Here is a 17,607-nt window from a genome sequence, read left to right as displayed (position 1 = left end):
CGGCGCACTTGGCCTGTGCCGCTCCCGCGCCCTTACCTGCGGGAGGCGCCTACGTCAGTGGCAGGTGAGCAGGCTGATGGTGCTGTTCTGGCAGGAAGCGATGAGGCTCAGGTTGCTGCCGCCACCGCCGCCGCTGTGGCCGGCCAGCGCGCCTTCGGTCGCCTCGGGGGCGTCCAGGTCCTGCAGTTCGAGAACGAAGTCCATCGTTCTTTCCTTTCTTCGGGGGTTCACCGGCCGGGGATGGCCGGCGTCTGGGGGACGGCCCGGGCCCGGGCGCCGAGGAACGGCAGGGCCGGGGAGCCGTCGAGGGTGGCGGCCAGGGCGAGAAGCACGCCCGCGCCGCCGGTTTTGACGTCCATCGACAACCGGAGCAGCTGGTTGCCGGGGAAGGCGAGCCCGTCGCGGTAGGGCATCGCGTACCAGGCGAGCCGGGCGAGGTGGGTCTCGATCGCGCGTTCCGCGCTCGCGTCGTGCCCGCGATTCCGGCCCATGGCCAGCGTGACCATCAGGCCCGCGCGGCCGTAGAGGAAACCCGGGTGGATCACGAACTCACCGCGGCAGGACTGCCGGAGGCCGGGCAGTTTCGCCACGCTCTCCGCGTCCGGGCGGTGCACGGCGAGTTCCTCGGCGGCCATCGCGACTCCCGCGCTGCCGATCGCGACGTACGGCAGGGTCCGCGTCCCGCCGTCGCGGACCTGGAGGGATTCGTCGTCGGCCGGTACGCATTCCTCGAGATCCCGTCGCAGGGCGCGATCCGCGAGGTCCAGCCAGGCCGCGTCCCCGGTGCGTTCGAACAGCCGGACGAACAGCAGCGCGGGGCCGGACCAGCCGCTGAGCAGCCCGGCGCGGGCGAACTTGCCCGGGGGCTCCGCGGTGGGCAGCGCCTCGGCCAGTTTCTCGCCGAGTTCGCTCGCCTGGCGCTGGAAGTCGTCGTCCTGCCTGGTTTCCGCGAAGTGCAGGAGGTTGAGCGCGATACCGGCGAGCCCGGTGTCCAGGGCGTGCTCGCGGGTCTGCTCGACAAGCGTGGCCGACTGCCGGATGAGGTCGGTGGCCGCCTCGTGGTGGCCGAAGTTCTCCAGCACGTAGGCGATGCCGTGCGCGCCGTCGTAGAAACCGGGGCGGCCGGGCGGCTCCCGGCGCAGCTTGGCCAGCAGCCACTCCTCGTGCTCCGGGTAACGCCCGGCGCCCGCGGCGTCCAGGGCGTGCAGCACGCCCGCGGCGCCGACGCCGAAGCACGCGCCGCCGACCCGGAACTGTTCGATGTCGCCGGGGAAGAGCCGGTCCTCGCGTTCGGGGGTCGCGCTCGCCAGGATCGCCTCGGCGATGGATTTGCGGACCACGTCCCAGTCGGGTTCGGGCTGGTCGAGTTCGGTGGTCACCGGGGCCGGCGCGTCCTGGCCGCGGGGGCTGAGGCGGCTCAGGATCGAGTCGGCGTACTCGGCCGGCAGCGGGAACCGGCGCCGGACGAATTCGACCAGGCTGTGCAGTTTCGCCGGGGCGAGCTCGAGCAACGGGTTGAGCGGCAGGAAGAGCCAGAGCCGGAGCGCGGCGAGGGCGTACTCGTCGATCTCGAACCCGGTGCGGTCGGCGGGCGCCCGGAAACCGGGGGCGCCGAGCGTCGGCCGGCCGCCGCCGTCGGCCTCGAAGGCCAGTTCGAAGTCGATCAGCGAAACCGTGTCCTCTCCGGTCTCCTCGTCGGTGTCCACGAGGATGTTCATCGCGTGCAGGTCACCGAAGACGACCCCGCGTTCGTGCACCGCGGCGACCAGCCGCTCGACCTGGCCGACCAGGCCCAGCACGCGCTCGGTGTACTCGGCGAGATCCTGCTCGGCAGGCTCCCGGCGGGTGAGCGGGTAGTTGCGCGCCAGCCAGGGGGCCAGGGCCTTGCCCGGCACGTGCTGCATGGCGAGGAAGTGGTGCTCCCACACGGTGAACCGGTCGTATACAACCGGTATACCGGGGATGCCCGCCAGGCGCTCCAGGATTTCGTGCTCGCGCTTCAGGCGGGCCACCGCGTCCCGGCCGTCGCGGTCGAGGCCGGCGTGCGGGCGGGCCTCCTTGAGCACCAGCCGGTGCCCGTCGGCGAGCCGGTCGGCCAGGTAGACCCCGCCGCCGTTGGAAAAATGCAAGGAAGAGATCACCTGGTACGGGAATTGCGAGCGATCCCCACCCTTCCGGGCGGCCAGGTGGGGCGCCAGACAATCCGGAAGGGGCTCCCAATCGGGCACGTAGAAGCTGGGGCCGCGCTTGTCCGGCACCAGCGTGCCGTCCGGTTCGCGGATCGCGAGCACCCGGGTTCCGTCGGCTTCGACCCACTGTTCGGCGAATCCGCCGTAGCGGACGTAGAGGGGACCTTCGCCATACCGGAGGTCACTCAGAATATAAGGGCCGGCCTCCCCGGCCAACTCGGCCGACAGGTCGGCGAGAACGCGCTCCAGTTCTTTGTTGTCCGCCGGATAAATCGTGATCAACTTGCCACTCGCCTCACGTGGCGCGTATTTGGAATTCCGGCCCAGCAGGATGGACGTGGTCCGGAGATACTTGAAGGCGATCGTCCGGTCGACACAGTAGGTATAGACCTTCGCGAGCACCCGCTCCGCGTTGTCCATACCAGCCGAGACGTGAATTTTCCAACCCTGCGAGGGTAAAGTACGTGAAGTAGGATCCAGCACCCGCCACACGCCACGGTCCGCCCGCACCCATCCGTCGGGCAACGGCAGCCCCCGCGCGAAGTCGTCCTCCGGCGTTCCGTTGTCGCGCTGCTCGTCGAAGAAGAGTGGATCCGCGAAGCAGAACGCCTCATAACGGAGATCCATCAACATACCCCCTGCAGCCCGCACCGGTGTTTACGACAGGGGATATTCCCGCACGCCGGACGCCACAGTGACCATCCGCCATCCCGGGGGTTCGACTGCGCTGATCAGGGTAGGCACATTCTCTTACCACCCAGACATTCGAAAACCCTCGGTAAGAGCCAGCAGCAAGTAAACCACTCGATCGCGGTGTAACAGATCTCGCGCGCAGTAAATCACCTGGTAGACAGTCCGGATTATTCCAGGACACCAGTTCAGCAATGACGCCTCAGGCGGATCGGTTCGTTTTTTTCAAGCCGACACCCATTCGAGTGGTTCCGATCCTCAAAGGACGAGCCGGGGGACCGTCCGATCCCGCGAACGGACCCGGCGACACCGTCCGTCTATACTACGAGTGGTAGTAATCGGCGTGCCGTGGAGGACGGGTGATCTCAGGGTTCGCGGTGACGGTCGCGGTGTGCTCGCTGATCGTCGCGGCGTGGAGCTTCCTGCTGGCCGCGCGCAACCGGGAACCGCGACGCGCCCTGCTCGCCGGCCTGGCCGTGGTGGAGTTGCTGCTGGTCGCCCAGCTCGTGATCGGCGTGGTGCTGCTGGCCGGCGGCGAGCGGCCGGGCAGCCTGGCGACCTATCTGGCGTATCTGATCGGTTCGTTGCTGGTGCTTCCGGTGGGCGCCGCGTGGGCGCTGGCCGAACGCAGCCGGTCGAGCACCGCGGTGCTCGGGATCGCGTGCGTCGCGGTGCCGGTGATGGTGCTGCGGCTTTGGGAAGTTTGGGGTGGGGCGCATGCCTGACAGAGCAGCTGAAAGCGGGGGCGCCCCGCGGAAAGCGAGCGGCGGAAGCGGAGCGAGTTCTCAGACAAACACTGAGACCGCGCGACGGGCGACCGCCACGGGACCGGGCCGCGTGCTGGTCGCCGTATACGCGATCTTCGCGCTGGCCGCGACCTCGCGGGCCGCGGTGCAGATCGCCACGAAGTTCCACGAGGCGCCGCTGGCGTATCTCCTGTCCGCCTTCGCGGCGGTGGTCTACATCCTGGCGACATTCGCCCTCGCGCGATCCGGCCTCCGCTGGTGGCGGATCGCCGTGGCCGCCTGCGCCGTCGAGTTCATCGGCGTCCTCGCCGTCGGCACCCTGAGCATCCTCGACGCCGCCGCGTTCCCGGACGAGGCGGTCTGGTCCGACTACGGCCGCGGCTACCTCTTCATCCCACTCGTACTACCCGTCCTCGGCCTGCTCTGGCTCCGCCGTACCGCACGGAACTGACGAGCGGGCAACCGCTTGCGAACCCGAACCGCCTTCGCGGCGGCCACCTACACCCCTGGCGACATTCGCCCTCGTACGATCCGAGCCTCTACTCGTGGCGGATCGCCGTAGTCGCCCGCGCGGTCGAGTTCGTCGGCGTCCTCGCCGTCGGCACCCTGAGCATCCTCGACGCCGCCGCGTTCCCGGACGAGGCGGTCTGGTCCGACTACGGCCGCGGCTACCTCTTCATCCCACTCGTACTACCCGCTCTGGCTCCGCCGCACCGCACGGGACTGAGGACTCACCAGAGGACGGCGATACCGACGTTGACCAAGGTCAACCCGGCCAGGCCCATCAGGCCGCCGCGGATCTCCTTACCCTGGCGCCGCCACAACACCAGCGCCAGCACCAGAACCACGACCGCGATCACCAGTTTGACCGCGATCTTGGCGTTGTTCGGCGGCTGACTGGCCAGCTTCGCGGAGGCGATGCCGACCAGCGCGAGCCCGGTGACCACCTGCGTACCGGCGCCGTACAGCACGTGCACCAGAGAACGGGACTCGCTCGCGCCGAGGCGGACGGCGAGCGCTCCCGCCACGATGGTCGCCATACCGAGCAGGTGCAGGATGACGAGAACGTCGTATACAAGTTGCATACCGGGATCGTACTACAAGCCGTAGTAGATCACGCGGGCAAGGCGAACAGGCTGACCGGAGTCGCCAGGGCCACCATCGCGACGACGACCGCGAGCACTCCCAGGACCCCGGCCGCCCGCCGGGGATGGCGGAGCCGCTGGATCCGCGCGGTGGTCGCGACCGAAGCCGCGGCGAACGCGCCGGCCGGGGTGCCGCCGATGCCGAGTTCGGAGAACCGCTCGAGCGCGCCCGCGAGCGCCTCGCCGCCGTGCTGGCGGGCGGCGCGATCGTCGGCGCACATCTCGACCAGGAGCTGGATGGCAGCGAGCGCGCCGGTGGGCAGCAGGAGCCGCAACCCCTCGAACGGCTCCAGCAGGAGGTGATGCCGCTCGTGCACGTGCGCGCGTTCGTGGGCGAGCACCGCGCGCAGCTGTTCCGCGCTGAGCACCTGACGCGTGCCCGCGCTGATCACGATCTGCGGGCGGCGGCCGGGCAGGCAGTAGGCCACCGGAATGGAATGCCCGACCACCATCGCGTCCCCGTCCGCGCTGGCGACCAGGTCGAGCAACCGCCGGTGCCGAGCCCGCGCGCGAGCCGTGCGCAGCAACCCCAGCACCTGTTCGCTGACCAGCAACCCGATCACCGAAAGCCCGGCGAGAACCGCGACCAGGTGCACCGGATCCAGTGCCCCGGGCGCGTTCAGGAACGCCAGGAACCCGGGCACGACACCGCGCCCGTACGGCGCCAGCCCGGCGCCGAGCAGGGCTCCCACCAACGACACCACCGCACTGAGCACCACGAGCTGCCACAGCACCAAAGCCGTCCGCGGGCAGGAATGCGTCCACCGGCCGCGGGGCAGCCACACCATCGCGACCGCCGCGAACAGCAGGGTCACCAGATGGTGCAGGACGTAACTCACCGCTTCCCCTTGCCCCGCTCCCGATCGAGCGCCGCCCGAAGCGCGTCCGCCTCGTCCCCGCTGACCGACTCGGCGAACCGGACCAGCGCGGGCCCCCGATCCCCGGTCAAGGCCAACGCCTCCAACATCAACTCGGCGACGAAGTCCTCCCGACTGGCCACCGGGGCGTACAACCAAGCCCGCCCAGCCCGCTCCCGCCGCACGATCCCTTTGTCCGCAAGCCGCGAAAGCACGGTCATCACCGTGGTGTAGGCGAGATCGCGGTCGGCCAGGTCCCCGTGCACCACGCGCACACTCACCGGCTCCCCCCGCGCCCAGAGCGCGTCCATCACCGCGCGCTCCAACTCACCAAGCCTGCCCACGCGCACCCCACCCAACTCGCCGCCCTACTACAACCGGTAATGCTACACGACGTAGTAGACCCCTCCGCGGCCCGAACACCCCCTCAACCTGACACCCCGCACACCCCAACCGGCGATCGTCTAGGCTGACCCCCACGGGGCGTTAGCTCAATTGGTAGAGCTGCGGACTTTTAATCCGTAGGTTCTGGGTTCGAGCCCCAGGCGCCCCACAGTGAACCTGTTCGGCGGCCTTCGGTCGCCTTTCCGTTGTCCCGTTTTGTTGTGGGGCCGAGGCCCCACCCTCACGGTGCGAGCTTCTGCTGATCCAGCGTGTCCGGCTGGTTGCTCACCAGCACATGGCACGCCGAGGAATTGGCGCGGTCGAACGCGGACCGTTCGCTCGTGGTGGAATGAATCCTGGAACGCCTTTGCACCTGGTTGGAGGGGACGGGGCCTGGTTCGCTCATGGACTTCGATGAACTCGACCTGCTGCGTCGCAACGACCCGGCTTGGAAGCTGTTGCGTGCCGACAACGCGCCGCTCGTGTTGGGGTTTCTCCGGAAGGTCTTCGTCGACGAGAACGTCCGTTCGATCTCCGCTACCGAACTGATCAGCAGGCTGGACGACGAGCTGTACGCCCTCAACGAGCGGCTCGGCGACGGCACGTTCCCCAAGCCGGCCAAGGCCTACCTCGCTGACTGGTCCGCACCGGAAAACGGCTGGCTGCGCAAGTACTACCCGGCCGGCTCGGACGAGGTGCACTTCGATGCGACTCCGGCCGTGGAGAAGGCGCTGACCTGGGTCGATTCGCTGCGCGAACGGTCCTTCGTCGGTACCGAGTCGCGGCTGAACACCATCTTCGAGCTGCTGCGTCAGATGGCCTACGGCGCGGAGACCGATCCGGATGTCCGGCTCGCCGAGCTGCACCGGCGCCGCGCCGCGATCGACGCGGAGATCAACCGGGTCGCGGGCGGTGACTTCGCCGTCCTCGACACTTCCGCTCAGCGGGACCGCTACCAGCAGTTCGCCGCGACGGCGCGGGAGTTGCTGGCCGACTTCCGCGAGGTCGAGGCCAACTTCCGAACGCTCGATCGCGCGCTGCGTGCCCGGGTCGCGGGCTGGGAAGGATCCAAAGGTGAACTACTGGACGACGTAGTGGGCAACCGCAGTACCATCGCGGATTCCGACCAGGGGCGCAGCTTCCAGGCCTTCTACGACTTCCTGCTCTCGCACGAACGGCAGGCCGAGCTCACCGAATTGCTCGAGAAGGTGCAATCCCTCGAAGCCATCGGGGAGGCCGACGCGCGCATGCGGCACATCCACTACGACTGGCTGGACGCGGCCGAACGCACGCAGGCGACGGTGCGGCTGCTGTCGGAGCAGCTCCGGCGCTTCCTCGACGACCAGGTGTGGCTGGAGAACCGCCGGGTGATGGACATCCTGCGCAGTATCGAATCCTCCGCGATCAAGCTGCGCGAACACCGCGATCCCGCGGTCACGTGCGAACTCGACGGCACCGCTCCGGCGATCGCGCTGCCGATGGAACGCCCGCTCTACCTCCCCAAGGCGAAGGTCCCGCTGGAAAGCGCGGGCATCAGCGCGGCCGCGGAAGATCTCGATGCGTCCGCCCTGTTCGAACAGGTCCACGTCGACCGTGAGCGGCTGAGCGGCATCGTGCGCCGCGAGCTGCGCGACCGCTCCCAGGTCGGGCTCACCGAAGTGCTCGAACGCCAACCGCTCGAGCAGGGCATGGCCGAACTGGTCGGCTACCTCTCCCTCGACGATTCGGCCTTCCGGGTGGTCTTCGACGAGACCGCGCGCGAGCGGGTGCGCTGGACCGACGCCACCGGCACGCGTCGGGTCGCGACCATCCCCCGGGTGACCTTCACCAGCGGCGGCCTTTCTGTCGGTGCGGACTCCTAGCATGGCCGGCGTGACCACATCGCTACGCCGGGACGAACTCGACCTGTCATTGGTGGTCACGCACCTGATGAAGGGTGTGGTGTACGCCGACGGCCACGAGAAGGTGTGGCGCCACCTCCTGCCGCTGCAGGCCCAGGTGCGTGACTACGTCGCCGTCCTGGGCCTGACCGTCGTCGTCGACGAGGCCGAGGGCTACGCCTTCCTGCGTTCCAAACCGGACGCCGAGGACGGTGAGCAGCCGATTCCCCGGTTGATCCCGCGACGTGCCCTGTCGTTCCACGTGAGCCTGCTTTTGGCCCTGCTGCGCAAGAAACTGGCCGAGTTCGACGCCTCGGGAGCGGAGACGCGGCTGATCCTGACCAGGGAACAGATCGTCGAGATGCTGCGACTGTTCCTCCCCGACAGCAGCAACGAGGCACGGCTGGTCGACCAGATCGACACCCAGATCAACAAGGTCGTCGAACTCGGTTTCCTGCGGCGGATCACCGGGCAGGACGCCACCTACGAGGTGCGGCGCATCCTCAAGGCGTTCGTGGACGGGCAATGGCTGGCCGAGTTCGACCAGCGGCTCGGCGAGTACGCCGCCCAGCTCGGCGGCGGGGAGGACGGCGACTGATGGGCGGCCTGTTCAGCGCCACCGGGCTCGAGGCGGGTGCGGCCGACCTCGCCGGCTACCGGCTCGAGCGCCTCGAGGTCTACAACTGGGGCACGTTCGACCAGCGCGTGTGGACCTTCTGCCCGTACGGCAAGAACAGCCTGCTGACCGGCGACATCGGCTCCGGTAAGTCCACGATCGTCGACGCGATCACCACGCTGCTCCTGCCCGCCCACCGCATCTCGTACAACAAGGCGGCGGGAGCCGAGGCGAAGGAGCGGAGCCTGCGCTCGTACGTGCTCGGCTACTACAAATCCGAGCGCAACGAGGCGACCGGGGCGTCCAAGCCCGTCGGGCTGCGGGATCGACGGTCGTTCTCGGTCATCCTCGGTTCCTTCACCAACCACGGGTACGACTCGACGGTGACCCTCGCGCAGGTTTTCTGGTTCCGGGACGCATCCGTCGGCCAGCCGGACCGGTTCTTCGCGACCGCGGACCGCGGCCTGACGATCGCCGGGGACTTCGCCGATTTCGGCGGGGACATCGCGACGCTCAAACGCCGGCTGCGCAAGCAGGACGTCCGCGTCCATGACCACTTTCCCGCGTACAGCAAGGATTTTTGCCGTCGGCTCGGCATCGACTCCGAACAGGCCATGGAGCTGTTCCACCAGACGGTGTCGATGAAGTCGGTCGGCAACCTGAACGACTTCGTCCGCTCGCACATGCTCGAGCCCTTCGACGCCGCCGACTGGACCGGCAGGCTGGTCGACCACTTCGAGGATCTGACCAAGGCGCACGAGGCTGTGCTCAAGGCGCGCAAGCAGCTTGCCCAGCTGGAACCGCTGCTCGCGGACTGCGACGTCCACGACGACCTGGGCGAACGGATCGCAGCGGCCAAAGCCCAGCGCGAGGCGCTGCGGTACTACTGCGCGGACCGCAAATCGGCGCTGCTGGCCGACCGGATCACCGCGCTCGCCGCTGAGATCGACAGTCAGACGGCCACCCAGAAACGGGCGGCGGACGAACTGGAGCGACTGCGCCGCAAGGAGAAGGAGCTGATCGTGCGGCGCGCCGGTTGCGGTGGCGACCGGCTCACCCAGATCGAAACCGAGATCGCGGCCGAGCAGAAGGAACGCACCCGGCGAGAAGACCGTTTCAACCGGTACCACGAACTGCTGGCCGAAGCCGCACTTCCGGAGGTCGCGGATCCCGAACAGTTCACCGCCCGGCAGCGTGCTGTCGCCGAGCGCGCGGGAAACCTCGACGAAGCACAAGCCGAACTGCAGAACCGGCTCACCGATATCAGCGTCGAACGCCGCGCGCTCGATGCCGAAGCCAAGGAGCTGAACGCCGAACTGCTCAGCCTGCGCGAGCGGCGCAGCAACATCCCCAAGCGCAGCCTGGACGTGCGCAACGCGCTGTGTGCGGAGCTGGGGGTCCATTCCGCCGCGCTGCCGTTCGCCGGCGAACTCATCCAGGTGCGGGCCGACTGCGCGGAGTGGGAAGGCGTCGCCGAGCGCCTCCTGCACGGCTTCGGCCTGTCCATGCTGGTGGCCAGCGAGCACTACACCGCGGTGTCCGACTGGATCAACGAACGCCACCTCGGCATCAAGCTGGTGTACTACCGGGTGCCGGAACGACCGGGGGCCACCCCGCCGACACCGCTGCCCGAGAATTCCCTGTTCGCCAAACTGGAGATCAAGGAGTCGCCGTTCTCGGCCTGGCTGGATCGCGAACTGGCACACCGCGCGGACTACCAGTGCGTGGAGACGATGCCCGAGTTCCGCCGCGCGGCGAAGGCCGCCACCTTGGCCGGGCAGATCAAGGGCGCCCGCGGCAGGCACGAGAAGGACGACGCCCGCCGTATCGACGACCGCCGTCACTACGTGCTCGGCTGGGACAACCAGGCCAAGATCGACACGCTGCTCGAGCAAGCCAACCGGCTGCACCACCGGAAAGGCGAACTGGAGAAACGGGCGCAGGAACTCAGCGGGGAGCTGACCGGCAAACGCAAACTCGCCACGACGTTGACGCTACTCGCCGAGTTCGGCGGCTTCGGCGAAATCGACTGGCAGGCCGCGGTGAACCGCATCGCGGAACTGGAGGCCGAGAAGCGGCTCCTGGAGCAGCAGTCGGACGAGCTGAAACGGCTGACCGCCGAACTGGACACCGTCGGCGAGCGGATCGAGAAAGCCGAGGCGGCCCGGGACGCCGCGATGTCGATGGCCGGCAAACTCGGCGGCGAGCGCGAAACCGCGGAGAAACAGCTGCGCGGTGTCCAGAGCACATTGGCCGAGCCGGAATGCGAACAGGCGAGACACTCGTTTCCGCTGATCGACAAGCGCGCCGGCACCAGAAGCCTGGCCACGCCCGAAGACTGCGACAGCTACCAGATCGATCTGGGCGACGAACTGACCGCCGAGGTCGACCGGCTCACCGCGAGGCAGGGCAAGGTGGCGAACCGCGTCGTCGCGAAGATGGGCGATTTCCGCAAGGCGTATCCGCTGGAGACCACCGAATTCGACGACTCGGTGCAATCCGCGGACGAATACCGCGCGCTGCGCGACCAGATCGCCCGCGACGACCTGCCGCGGTTCGAGTCCGATTTCAAGACCTACCTCAACACCAACACGATCCGCGACATCGCGGGCTTCCATTCCCAGCTGAACAAGCAGGCCGAGCTGATCAAGCAGCGGATTGAGACCATCAACGACTCGCTGGTCGACATCGACTACAACCCGGGACGGTTCATCCGCCTCGAGCCGCACCCGACGGTCAACGTGGAGATCCGCGACTTCCGCAAGGACCTGCGCGAGTGCACCAGCGGATCGCTCGGCGGTGACGACTCGGACCAGTACTCCGAACTGAAGTTCCTGCAAGTCAAGGTGATCATCGAACGATTCAAAGGACGCGAGGGGCAGACCGAGGCCGACCGGGCGTGGACGCGCCGGGTCACCGACGTGCGCAACTGGTTCACCTTTTCCGCGTCGGAGCGGTGGCGTGCCGACGACACCGAGCACGAGAACTACACCGACTCCGGCGGCAAATCGGGCGGGCAGAAGGAGAAACTCGCCTATACGATCCTGGCCGCGTCCCTGGCGTACCAGTTCAAGCTGGACTGGGGCGCCCAGAAATCGAGGACCTTCCGCTTCGTGGTCATCGACGAGGCGTTCGGCCGCGGCTCCGACGAGTCCACCCGGTTCGCCCTCGACCTTTTCCGGCGGCTCGGCCTGCAGTTGCTGATCGTGACCCCGCTGCAGAAGATCCACGTCATCGAGCCCTATGTGGCGGCGGTCGGCTTCGTGGACAACAAAACCGGCAACAGTTCCCGGTTGCAGACCCTGACCATCGAGGAATACCAGCAGCGCCAGCTCGCCCACGCCATCAAGACCGCCTCGGCTCCCGGCGGTTAGCGATGGCGGTATCCGACTTGTCCGGTTGGACCTTGCCCGCCGACGTCGTGCGCAAGCTGCGGCGGCGGTGGGAGCGGGGCGAGTTTCTCTCGCGGTTCGCCGCCGGCGCCCCGTGGGAGCCGATGGCGGTCGGCCTGCGCGGGCCGAACGCACGGGATGTGGCCGACCGCTTCGGCGAAGTGCGCGCCTGGGTCGAGCACTGGCGGCGCGAGCAACGGCTCCGCATCGAGATGAAGCCGGTGGGCGGCCGGGTCATCGGTGCCAACGACATCCCCGCCCGCGCCTGGGTCGACTCCTACGACCAGTTGTGGGCCGTGCTCGGCGTGCGAACCGAGATGCGGAGATTCGCGGATCTGCTGGACGCGACGAAGCCCCGCGCCCCGGCCATCGCCGAGTGGATGATCGCCAAGCCGATGGAGGCGCTCCGGCACGCGCGCGAATGGGCCGGCCTGGTCGACACGGTGCTGTGGATCGACGCGCACGCGCACCCCGACATGTACCTGCGGCAGGTCGACGTGCCGGGGGTCGATACCAAGTTCATCGAACGGCATCGCACGATCCTGTCGGAGATGCTGGACCGGCAACTCCCCGAGCAGCGGGTCGACCGCACCAAGCCGCCATCGGACTTCGCCGGCCGCTACCGGTTCCGGAGCAAACCCGCCTACGTCCGGTTCCGCCACCTCGCCGCGGGCGCCGGCTTCAGCGAGTTGTCCGTGCGGGTGTCCGAACTCGCGGACACGCCGCTGGACGCGCACACGGTGTTCGTCGTCGAAAACGAGGTGACCTACCTGGCGTTCCCACCGGCCGAAGACGCGATCGTGATCTTCGGTGAAGGATACGCCGCCACCCGGCTGGAGCCGCTCCGCTGGCTGCCGGACAAGAACCTGGTGTACTGGGGCGACATCGACACCCACGGCTTCGCCATCCTGAACCGGCTGCGCCGCGCATTCGGCCACGTCCGGTCCATGCTGATGGATCGGACGACGCTCCTGGCGCACGAAGGCCAATGGGTACGTGAGCCGAACCCCGCCGCCGACCACCTCGAAATGCTGCTGCCGGACGAAGCCGCGCTCTACACCGATCTCGTCGAAGACGTCCTCGGCACCGCCGTCCGCCTCGAACAGGAACGCATCTCGTACGCCGCCATCGAGCAAGTCGTTCGACGTGCAGGCGAGTCAGGAACCGATAAAGCGGCAGACGTAACATGAAAACATCTCTATATACACTGGAGATACCTCAAAACTCATTGCCGACCCCTTGGCATGACTGCCCTTCTGCCACAAGGAGCAATGACCAATTATGCGCTCGAATCACCCCAATGCAGTAGCGAGTCAAGCTAGATCATCTTCGTGGCCTCGCGAGTTCGCCAGCCGAGTTCTTGACACCAGCGTTGAGAAAGAGCCTCAAGTTCGTTGAGCCGGACGAGTGATTGCCGTTTCCAACCGGCCGATCAGGACAGTACCGTGGCCCGCAGAACGCAACGCAAGAACCGTGCCGGTATAAGGAACCTCGACTGAGCCCGGGGTGATGCTTCATGAGCGCGGCAGCAGGTTCTCGGCGATATCGGCGCACTCCTGTCCCGGATTCGGTACAACGACACCGGGCCTGGTTGAGTCTGATCGAGGTCGAAGGGCCTTTTCTATCCTTGCCGGTGCTGCGCGCCGTCTGGCCGACATTAGACACACTCGACAAACCGACCCGGCAGGCTCTGCGGATCGCGCACGCAAAGTGGCAGGAGTCTCCGGCGGAACACCACGACGCGTGGCTTGACTTCGTGCTACGGGAGCTCACCGGCTGGAGCGACGAGCTCCTCTGGAGTGACAGCGGCTTGCTCGAACCACTCTCGCTCGATGTCACTGAGCACGACACGCGACTAACCCCCTCGTTCGCCCTGATCTCGCCAAATAGTGAGGTCAAACCGACAACAACACACGTACTCGGCATAGCACTCCAGCCGGGCACTCACCCGACCACGCGGCTCAAAGGAGACGCTTGGGCCGCGACTCCGGCCGACAGGTTGGCTCGCCTGTGCCGGCACCACGGTGTCCAACTGGGTCTGGCCACTGACGCTCGCTGGTGGACTCTGGTATGGGCACCGCGCGACGAGGTCACCACCACTGCGACGTTCGATGCCATTGGCTGGTCCGAGTCAGCGGAACAGGATATCGTACGCGCTTTCGTCTCCGTGCTCGGCAGGCGTCGGTTCTTTTCCGTACCGGATGAGGAAAAGTTGGGTGCCCTGCTCGCAGAAAGCAAGCACTCACAAGAGGACATCACCGAGGCCCTCGGCATACAGGTTCGACAGGCCGTCGAATTGCTGGTCGCGGCGATCGGCCGGGCGGACACTGCCGGCGGCAACGCGGCGAGCGCGGCCTGATCGACGTCGACGCTACCGAGATCTACAACGGTGCCGTGGCGACGATGATGCGGGTCGTGTTCCTTCTTTTCGCAGAGGAGCGCGGACTCCTGCCCGCCGACAACGAACTCTACGTTGCCGCATATTCGGCCGGGCGCCTGTGTGCCAAACTCGAGCGGCAGGCGCTCGAAACCAGCGAGGACGACCTCGAACACAGCTACGCCGCATGGCATCGGCTGCTCGCCCTCTTCGATGCCGTGTACTACGGCATCGACCATCAGCGCCTGTCGATATATCCGCACGACGGTTCTTTGTTCGACACGACGACATTCCCGTGGTTTCCACGCACCATCGACGACAGGACCGTCCTGCACGTGCTGCGCGCCGTGCAATATGTGGAGACCGGTGTGGGCAAGTCACGTGAACGTCGCAAGCTTTCCTTCCGGGAGTTGAATGTCGAGCAGATCGGCTGCGTCTATGAGGGGTTGCTCGCCTACTCCGGTTTTCGTGCCGACGAAGTCACGGTTGGACTGATCGGTAAGGTGGGAGCCGAAGCAGAGGTACCATTGCGCGATCTCGAAAACCTGGCGGCCCAGTGTCGGGATGCGCCCGCGCTGGCGGAAAGACTGGCCGAGGCGTACAAGAGCTCCACAATCGGATCCGCTAAGGCACTCGCGCGGAAACTCGCCAGCCCCGCCGACGCTAATGGCGCACAAGCCCGCAAGAAACTGCTCGCGGCGGTACGCGGTAACGGCGATCTGGCTGAGCGGCTCCTGCCCTTCTACCAACTCATCCGGCACGACCTGCGGCAACTGCCATTCGTCATCCTGCCCGGCGAGCTGTTCGTCACCGAATCACCACTCCGCAAGAACACCGGGACGCACTACACACCGCGGCGTCTCGCCCAGCGTGTTATCGCACGTTCGCTGGAACCGCTGGTCTACTCCCCTGGGCCATTGCAGACCGCCGACACCTCAAAGTGGAGACTCAAGAAACCGGACGAGATCCTGGCGCTCAACATCGTCGACATCGCAATGGGATCGGGAGCCTTCCTCGTCTCGGCTGCTCAATATCTGGCCGACCGCCTTGTCGAGTCGTGGATTCGTGAAGGCGACGAGGCCGCGCTCCTGTCCCAGATCTCGCGTGTCATCGGCGACGTCGATGAGGACCAGGTGGTGATCAGCGCCCGGCGGCAAGTCATCGAACACTGCCTTTATGGGGTCGACATCAACCCGGCGGCGGTAGAGATCACGAAGGTGTCCTTGTGGTTGATCTCAATGGCTCCTGAGCGGCCATTCACCTTCCTTGACGACCGGCTCAAGACGGGTGACTCATTGCTCGGCATCACCTCCGACGAGCAGCTGTGGCACATGCACCTGGATCCCGCGCGGGGTGGTGAAATCCGCGCCGACCTCTTCCAGTGGACAGCTCCCGGCCAAGCTCTGTTGGAGAAGCTGGCCGACGATCGCCTTCGCATCGCTGACATCCCGTAGGCGAGGACCCCCTCGGTGGTCTAGCCGAGAAGCGCAAACTGCTCGCTGAAATCGATCGAGATGTCGCGCAACTCCGGCTGATTGCTGACTTGCTGGCGGGATCGGCGGTGGCCCATGCACCCGAAGGGGCACGCGGGCTGGATCGGGGATCGGTGGCTGCGGCGAGGCTCGCGAGCAACGCCGTTCGAGACGGCGATGAATCCACCGCCAGCACGCAGGCGCGCCGTTGGCTGCGTACGGACGAGCCCGCGAACTCGTTCCGCCGAGTACCTTTCCACTGGCCACTCGAGTTTCCCGAGGTGTTCCGGCGCGGCGGGTTCGATGGGGTAATAGGCAACTGGCCGTACCTCGGCGGGCAGAAGCTCACCGGCGTGCTCGGCAATACCTATCGCGAGTACCTAATCCACGCGCTGGCGAACGGTGTCCGTGGCAGCGCGGACCTGATCGCGTACTTCGCACTCCGCGCCGCCGAGCTGGTCAGACACGATGGCACCATCGGCCTGGTCGCCACGAACACGCTCGCCCAGGGGGACACCAGGCAGGTTGGCCTTAACCAACTGGCGGCGAACGGCATCACCATCTACGACGCGATCAAGTCCATGCCGTGGCCGTCAAGGAGTTCTGCGCTGGAGTGTTGTGTCGTGTGGGCTACGCGAGCGAAGGTTCGCTCCCAGCGAGGCATGACTTCGACGCTCGACCCGCCCCCACGGGTGTGCGGCTCACCTGAACGGCTGGCAGCTAATAAGGGCATCGCGTTCCAGGGCTCGAACATCCTCGGGCTTGGCTTCACCTTGCACCCGGATGAAGCTCAAGATCTCATCTTGCGGGATCCTCATAATAAGGAGGTGCTATTCTCTTACCTTAACGGCCAGGACCTGAACTCCCATCCCCAATTTGCACCAAGCCGCTGGGTGATAAATTTCCACAACTGGCCGGAAGAGCGCGCCCGACAGTATCAAGAGTGCTACGAACAGGTTGTGCGGCTGGTGAAGCCCGAGCGCGCTCGAAACAAAGATAAATCGCGCCGCGAAATCTGGTGGCGGTTCACACGACCGACCCTTGAACTTTACGAGACGATCGCGCCGTTATCTCGCGTTGTCGTGATGACCCTCGTGAGCAAGACCGTGATGCCGGTGATGGTACCCACCGGGCAGGTGTTCTCTCACATGCTTGGGGTGTTCGCTGATGACGACCCCGCCATGCTGGCAGCACTTTCCAGCTCAGTCCATTACTGGTGGGCGAAATCCCGTGGGTCCTCGATGAAGACGGACCTCCGATACACGCCTTCGGACGTTTTTGAGACCTTCCCGCTACCCCCTCTCACCGAGGAGCTTCGGCAGACCGGTGACGAGTTGGATACATACCGCCGGAACGTGATGAGCACCCGGCAAATCGGACTGACCAAGACCTACAACTTGGTCTTCGACCCCCACTGCACGGCCAGCGATATCGAAGAGTTACGCCGCCTTCATCGCGCCATTGACGAGGCTACCGTTCGCGCATACGGCTGGACGGAACGCATCGACGCGGTCGGCGGGCTCGACCACGGCTTCCACCCCGTCGGCCGGGAGACTCGCTATACGATAGGCCCCGCCGCCCAGCGCGAGCTCCTGGACAGTCTGCTCGAGCTCAACCACGAACGCTATGCCGACGAGGTCTCCCAGGGTCTGCACGTCAAGAGCCACCGGAAAGACAAGCGCCGGGTCGGCGAGCAGGAGGAGCTGGATCTGGGGATCGACGAGCCCCATGAATGACGCAGCCTTATCCGCGAGACTTTTCCGCAACCTGTTACACACGGCGCCGGTCCGGCGACATGACAGAGCGAACCCCCGTTCCGGGTGATCGAGTGTTAGTCGAGTTGACAACTTCCCATGGCG

The 17,607-nt window shown here is 66.6% G+C and carries 14 protein-coding genes and 1 tRNA gene; 10 read left to right on the top strand and 5 right to left on the bottom strand.

Annotation, left to right across the window (positions count from 1 at the left end; genetic code table 11):
* Positions 1-54 precede the first annotated feature (54 nt).
* Positions 55-204 carry a SapB/AmfS family lanthipeptide gene (locus tag FXO23_RS13540; RefSeq protein ID WP_158884581.1) on the bottom strand — a complete coding sequence of 50 codons (150 nt, stop codon included), beginning with the start codon at positions 202-204 and terminating at the stop codon, positions 55-57.
* A gap of 23 nt (positions 205-227) precedes the next feature.
* On the bottom strand, positions 228-2,816 hold the full coding sequence (gene lanKC, locus FXO23_RS13535) for a class III lanthionine synthetase LanKC (protein ID WP_158884580.1): 2,589 nt from the start codon (positions 2,814-2,816) through the stop codon (positions 228-230).
* Between the two features lie 422 nt (positions 2,817-3,238).
* Between lanKC and FXO23_RS13530 the strand changes: the two genes are divergently transcribed.
* A complete protein-coding gene (locus tag FXO23_RS13530; RefSeq protein ID WP_158884578.1) occupies positions 3,239-3,604 on the top strand; it encodes a hypothetical protein in 366 nt (121 codons plus the stop codon).
* A gap of 112 nt (positions 3,605-3,716) precedes the next feature.
* Entirely contained in the window at positions 3,717-4,076 is a 360-nt protein-coding gene (locus tag FXO23_RS13525) for a hypothetical protein (RefSeq protein ID WP_158884576.1), read from the top strand.
* 280 nt (positions 4,077-4,356) lie between these two features.
* On the opposite strand, the gene FXO23_RS13520 is transcribed toward FXO23_RS13525, so the two are convergent.
* From FXO23_RS13520 to FXO23_RS13510, 3 genes are read right to left on the bottom strand one after another with little or no spacing between them, the layout of a single operon-like run.
* A complete protein-coding gene (locus FXO23_RS13520; protein ID WP_158884574.1) occupies positions 4,357-4,710 on the bottom strand; it encodes a hypothetical protein in 354 nt (117 codons plus the stop codon).
* Between the two features lie 29 nt (positions 4,711-4,739).
* The gene (locus FXO23_RS13515) at positions 4,740-5,609 is read right to left on the bottom strand and encodes a M56 family metallopeptidase (RefSeq protein ID WP_246257202.1); all 870 of its coding nucleotides are present in this window, start codon (positions 5,607-5,609) and stop codon (positions 4,740-4,742) included.
* On the bottom strand, positions 5,606-5,977 hold the full coding sequence (locus FXO23_RS13510; RefSeq protein ID WP_158884572.1) for a BlaI/MecI/CopY family transcriptional regulator: 372 nt from the start codon (positions 5,975-5,977) through the stop codon (positions 5,606-5,608). The genes FXO23_RS13515 and FXO23_RS13510 overlap by 4 nt, the downstream gene beginning before the upstream one ends.
* Positions 5,978-6,107: 130 nt before the next feature.
* Here FXO23_RS13510 and FXO23_RS13505 point away from each other — a divergent pair.
* From FXO23_RS13505 to FXO23_RS51015, 8 genes are all read left to right on the top strand, one after another.
* A tRNA-Lys gene (locus tag FXO23_RS13505) sits at positions 6,108-6,180 on the top strand.
* Between the two features lie 235 nt (positions 6,181-6,415).
* On the top strand, positions 6,416-7,873 hold the full coding sequence (locus tag FXO23_RS13500) for a DUF3375 domain-containing protein (protein WP_158884570.1): 1,458 nt from the start codon (positions 6,416-6,418) through the stop codon (positions 7,871-7,873).
* A 10-nt stretch (positions 7,874-7,883) separates the two neighbouring features.
* Positions 7,884-8,489, top strand: coding sequence for a DUF4194 domain-containing protein (locus FXO23_RS13495; protein ID WP_218951985.1), 606 nt, complete (start codon positions 7,884-7,886; stop codon positions 8,487-8,489).
* A complete protein-coding gene (locus FXO23_RS13490; RefSeq protein WP_158884568.1) occupies positions 8,489-11,881 on the top strand; it encodes an ATP-binding protein in 3,393 nt (1,130 codons plus the stop codon). The genes FXO23_RS13495 and FXO23_RS13490 overlap by 1 nt, the downstream gene beginning before the upstream one ends.
* Before the next feature lie 2 nt (positions 11,882-11,883).
* Complete coding sequence (locus FXO23_RS13485) at positions 11,884-13,089, top strand: DUF3322 domain-containing protein (protein ID WP_158884566.1); 1,206 nt, start codon at positions 11,884-11,886, stop codon at positions 13,087-13,089.
* Between the two features lie 401 nt (positions 13,090-13,490).
* Entirely contained in the window at positions 13,491-14,258 is a 768-nt protein-coding gene (locus FXO23_RS51025; RefSeq protein WP_218951983.1) for a hypothetical protein, read from the top strand.
* Between the two features lie 35 nt (positions 14,259-14,293).
* A complete protein-coding gene (locus tag FXO23_RS51020) occupies positions 14,294-15,730 on the top strand; it encodes a hypothetical protein (RefSeq protein WP_218951981.1) in 1,437 nt (478 codons plus the stop codon).
* A gap of 107 nt (positions 15,731-15,837) precedes the next feature.
* Positions 15,838-17,484, top strand: a complete 1,647-nt coding sequence (locus FXO23_RS51015) for a type IIL restriction-modification enzyme MmeI (protein WP_218951979.1) — start codon at positions 15,838-15,840, stop codon at positions 17,482-17,484.
* The last annotated feature ends 123 nt before the right edge of the window (positions 17,485-17,607 follow it).

It is taken from the genome of Amycolatopsis anabasis (assembly GCF_009765355.1).
GTDB lineage: Bacteria > Actinomycetota > Actinomycetes > Mycobacteriales > Pseudonocardiaceae > Amycolatopsis > Amycolatopsis anabasis.
Note: the sequence above shows the minus strand (reverse complement) of the source record. Positions and strands in the feature narration are given on the sequence as shown.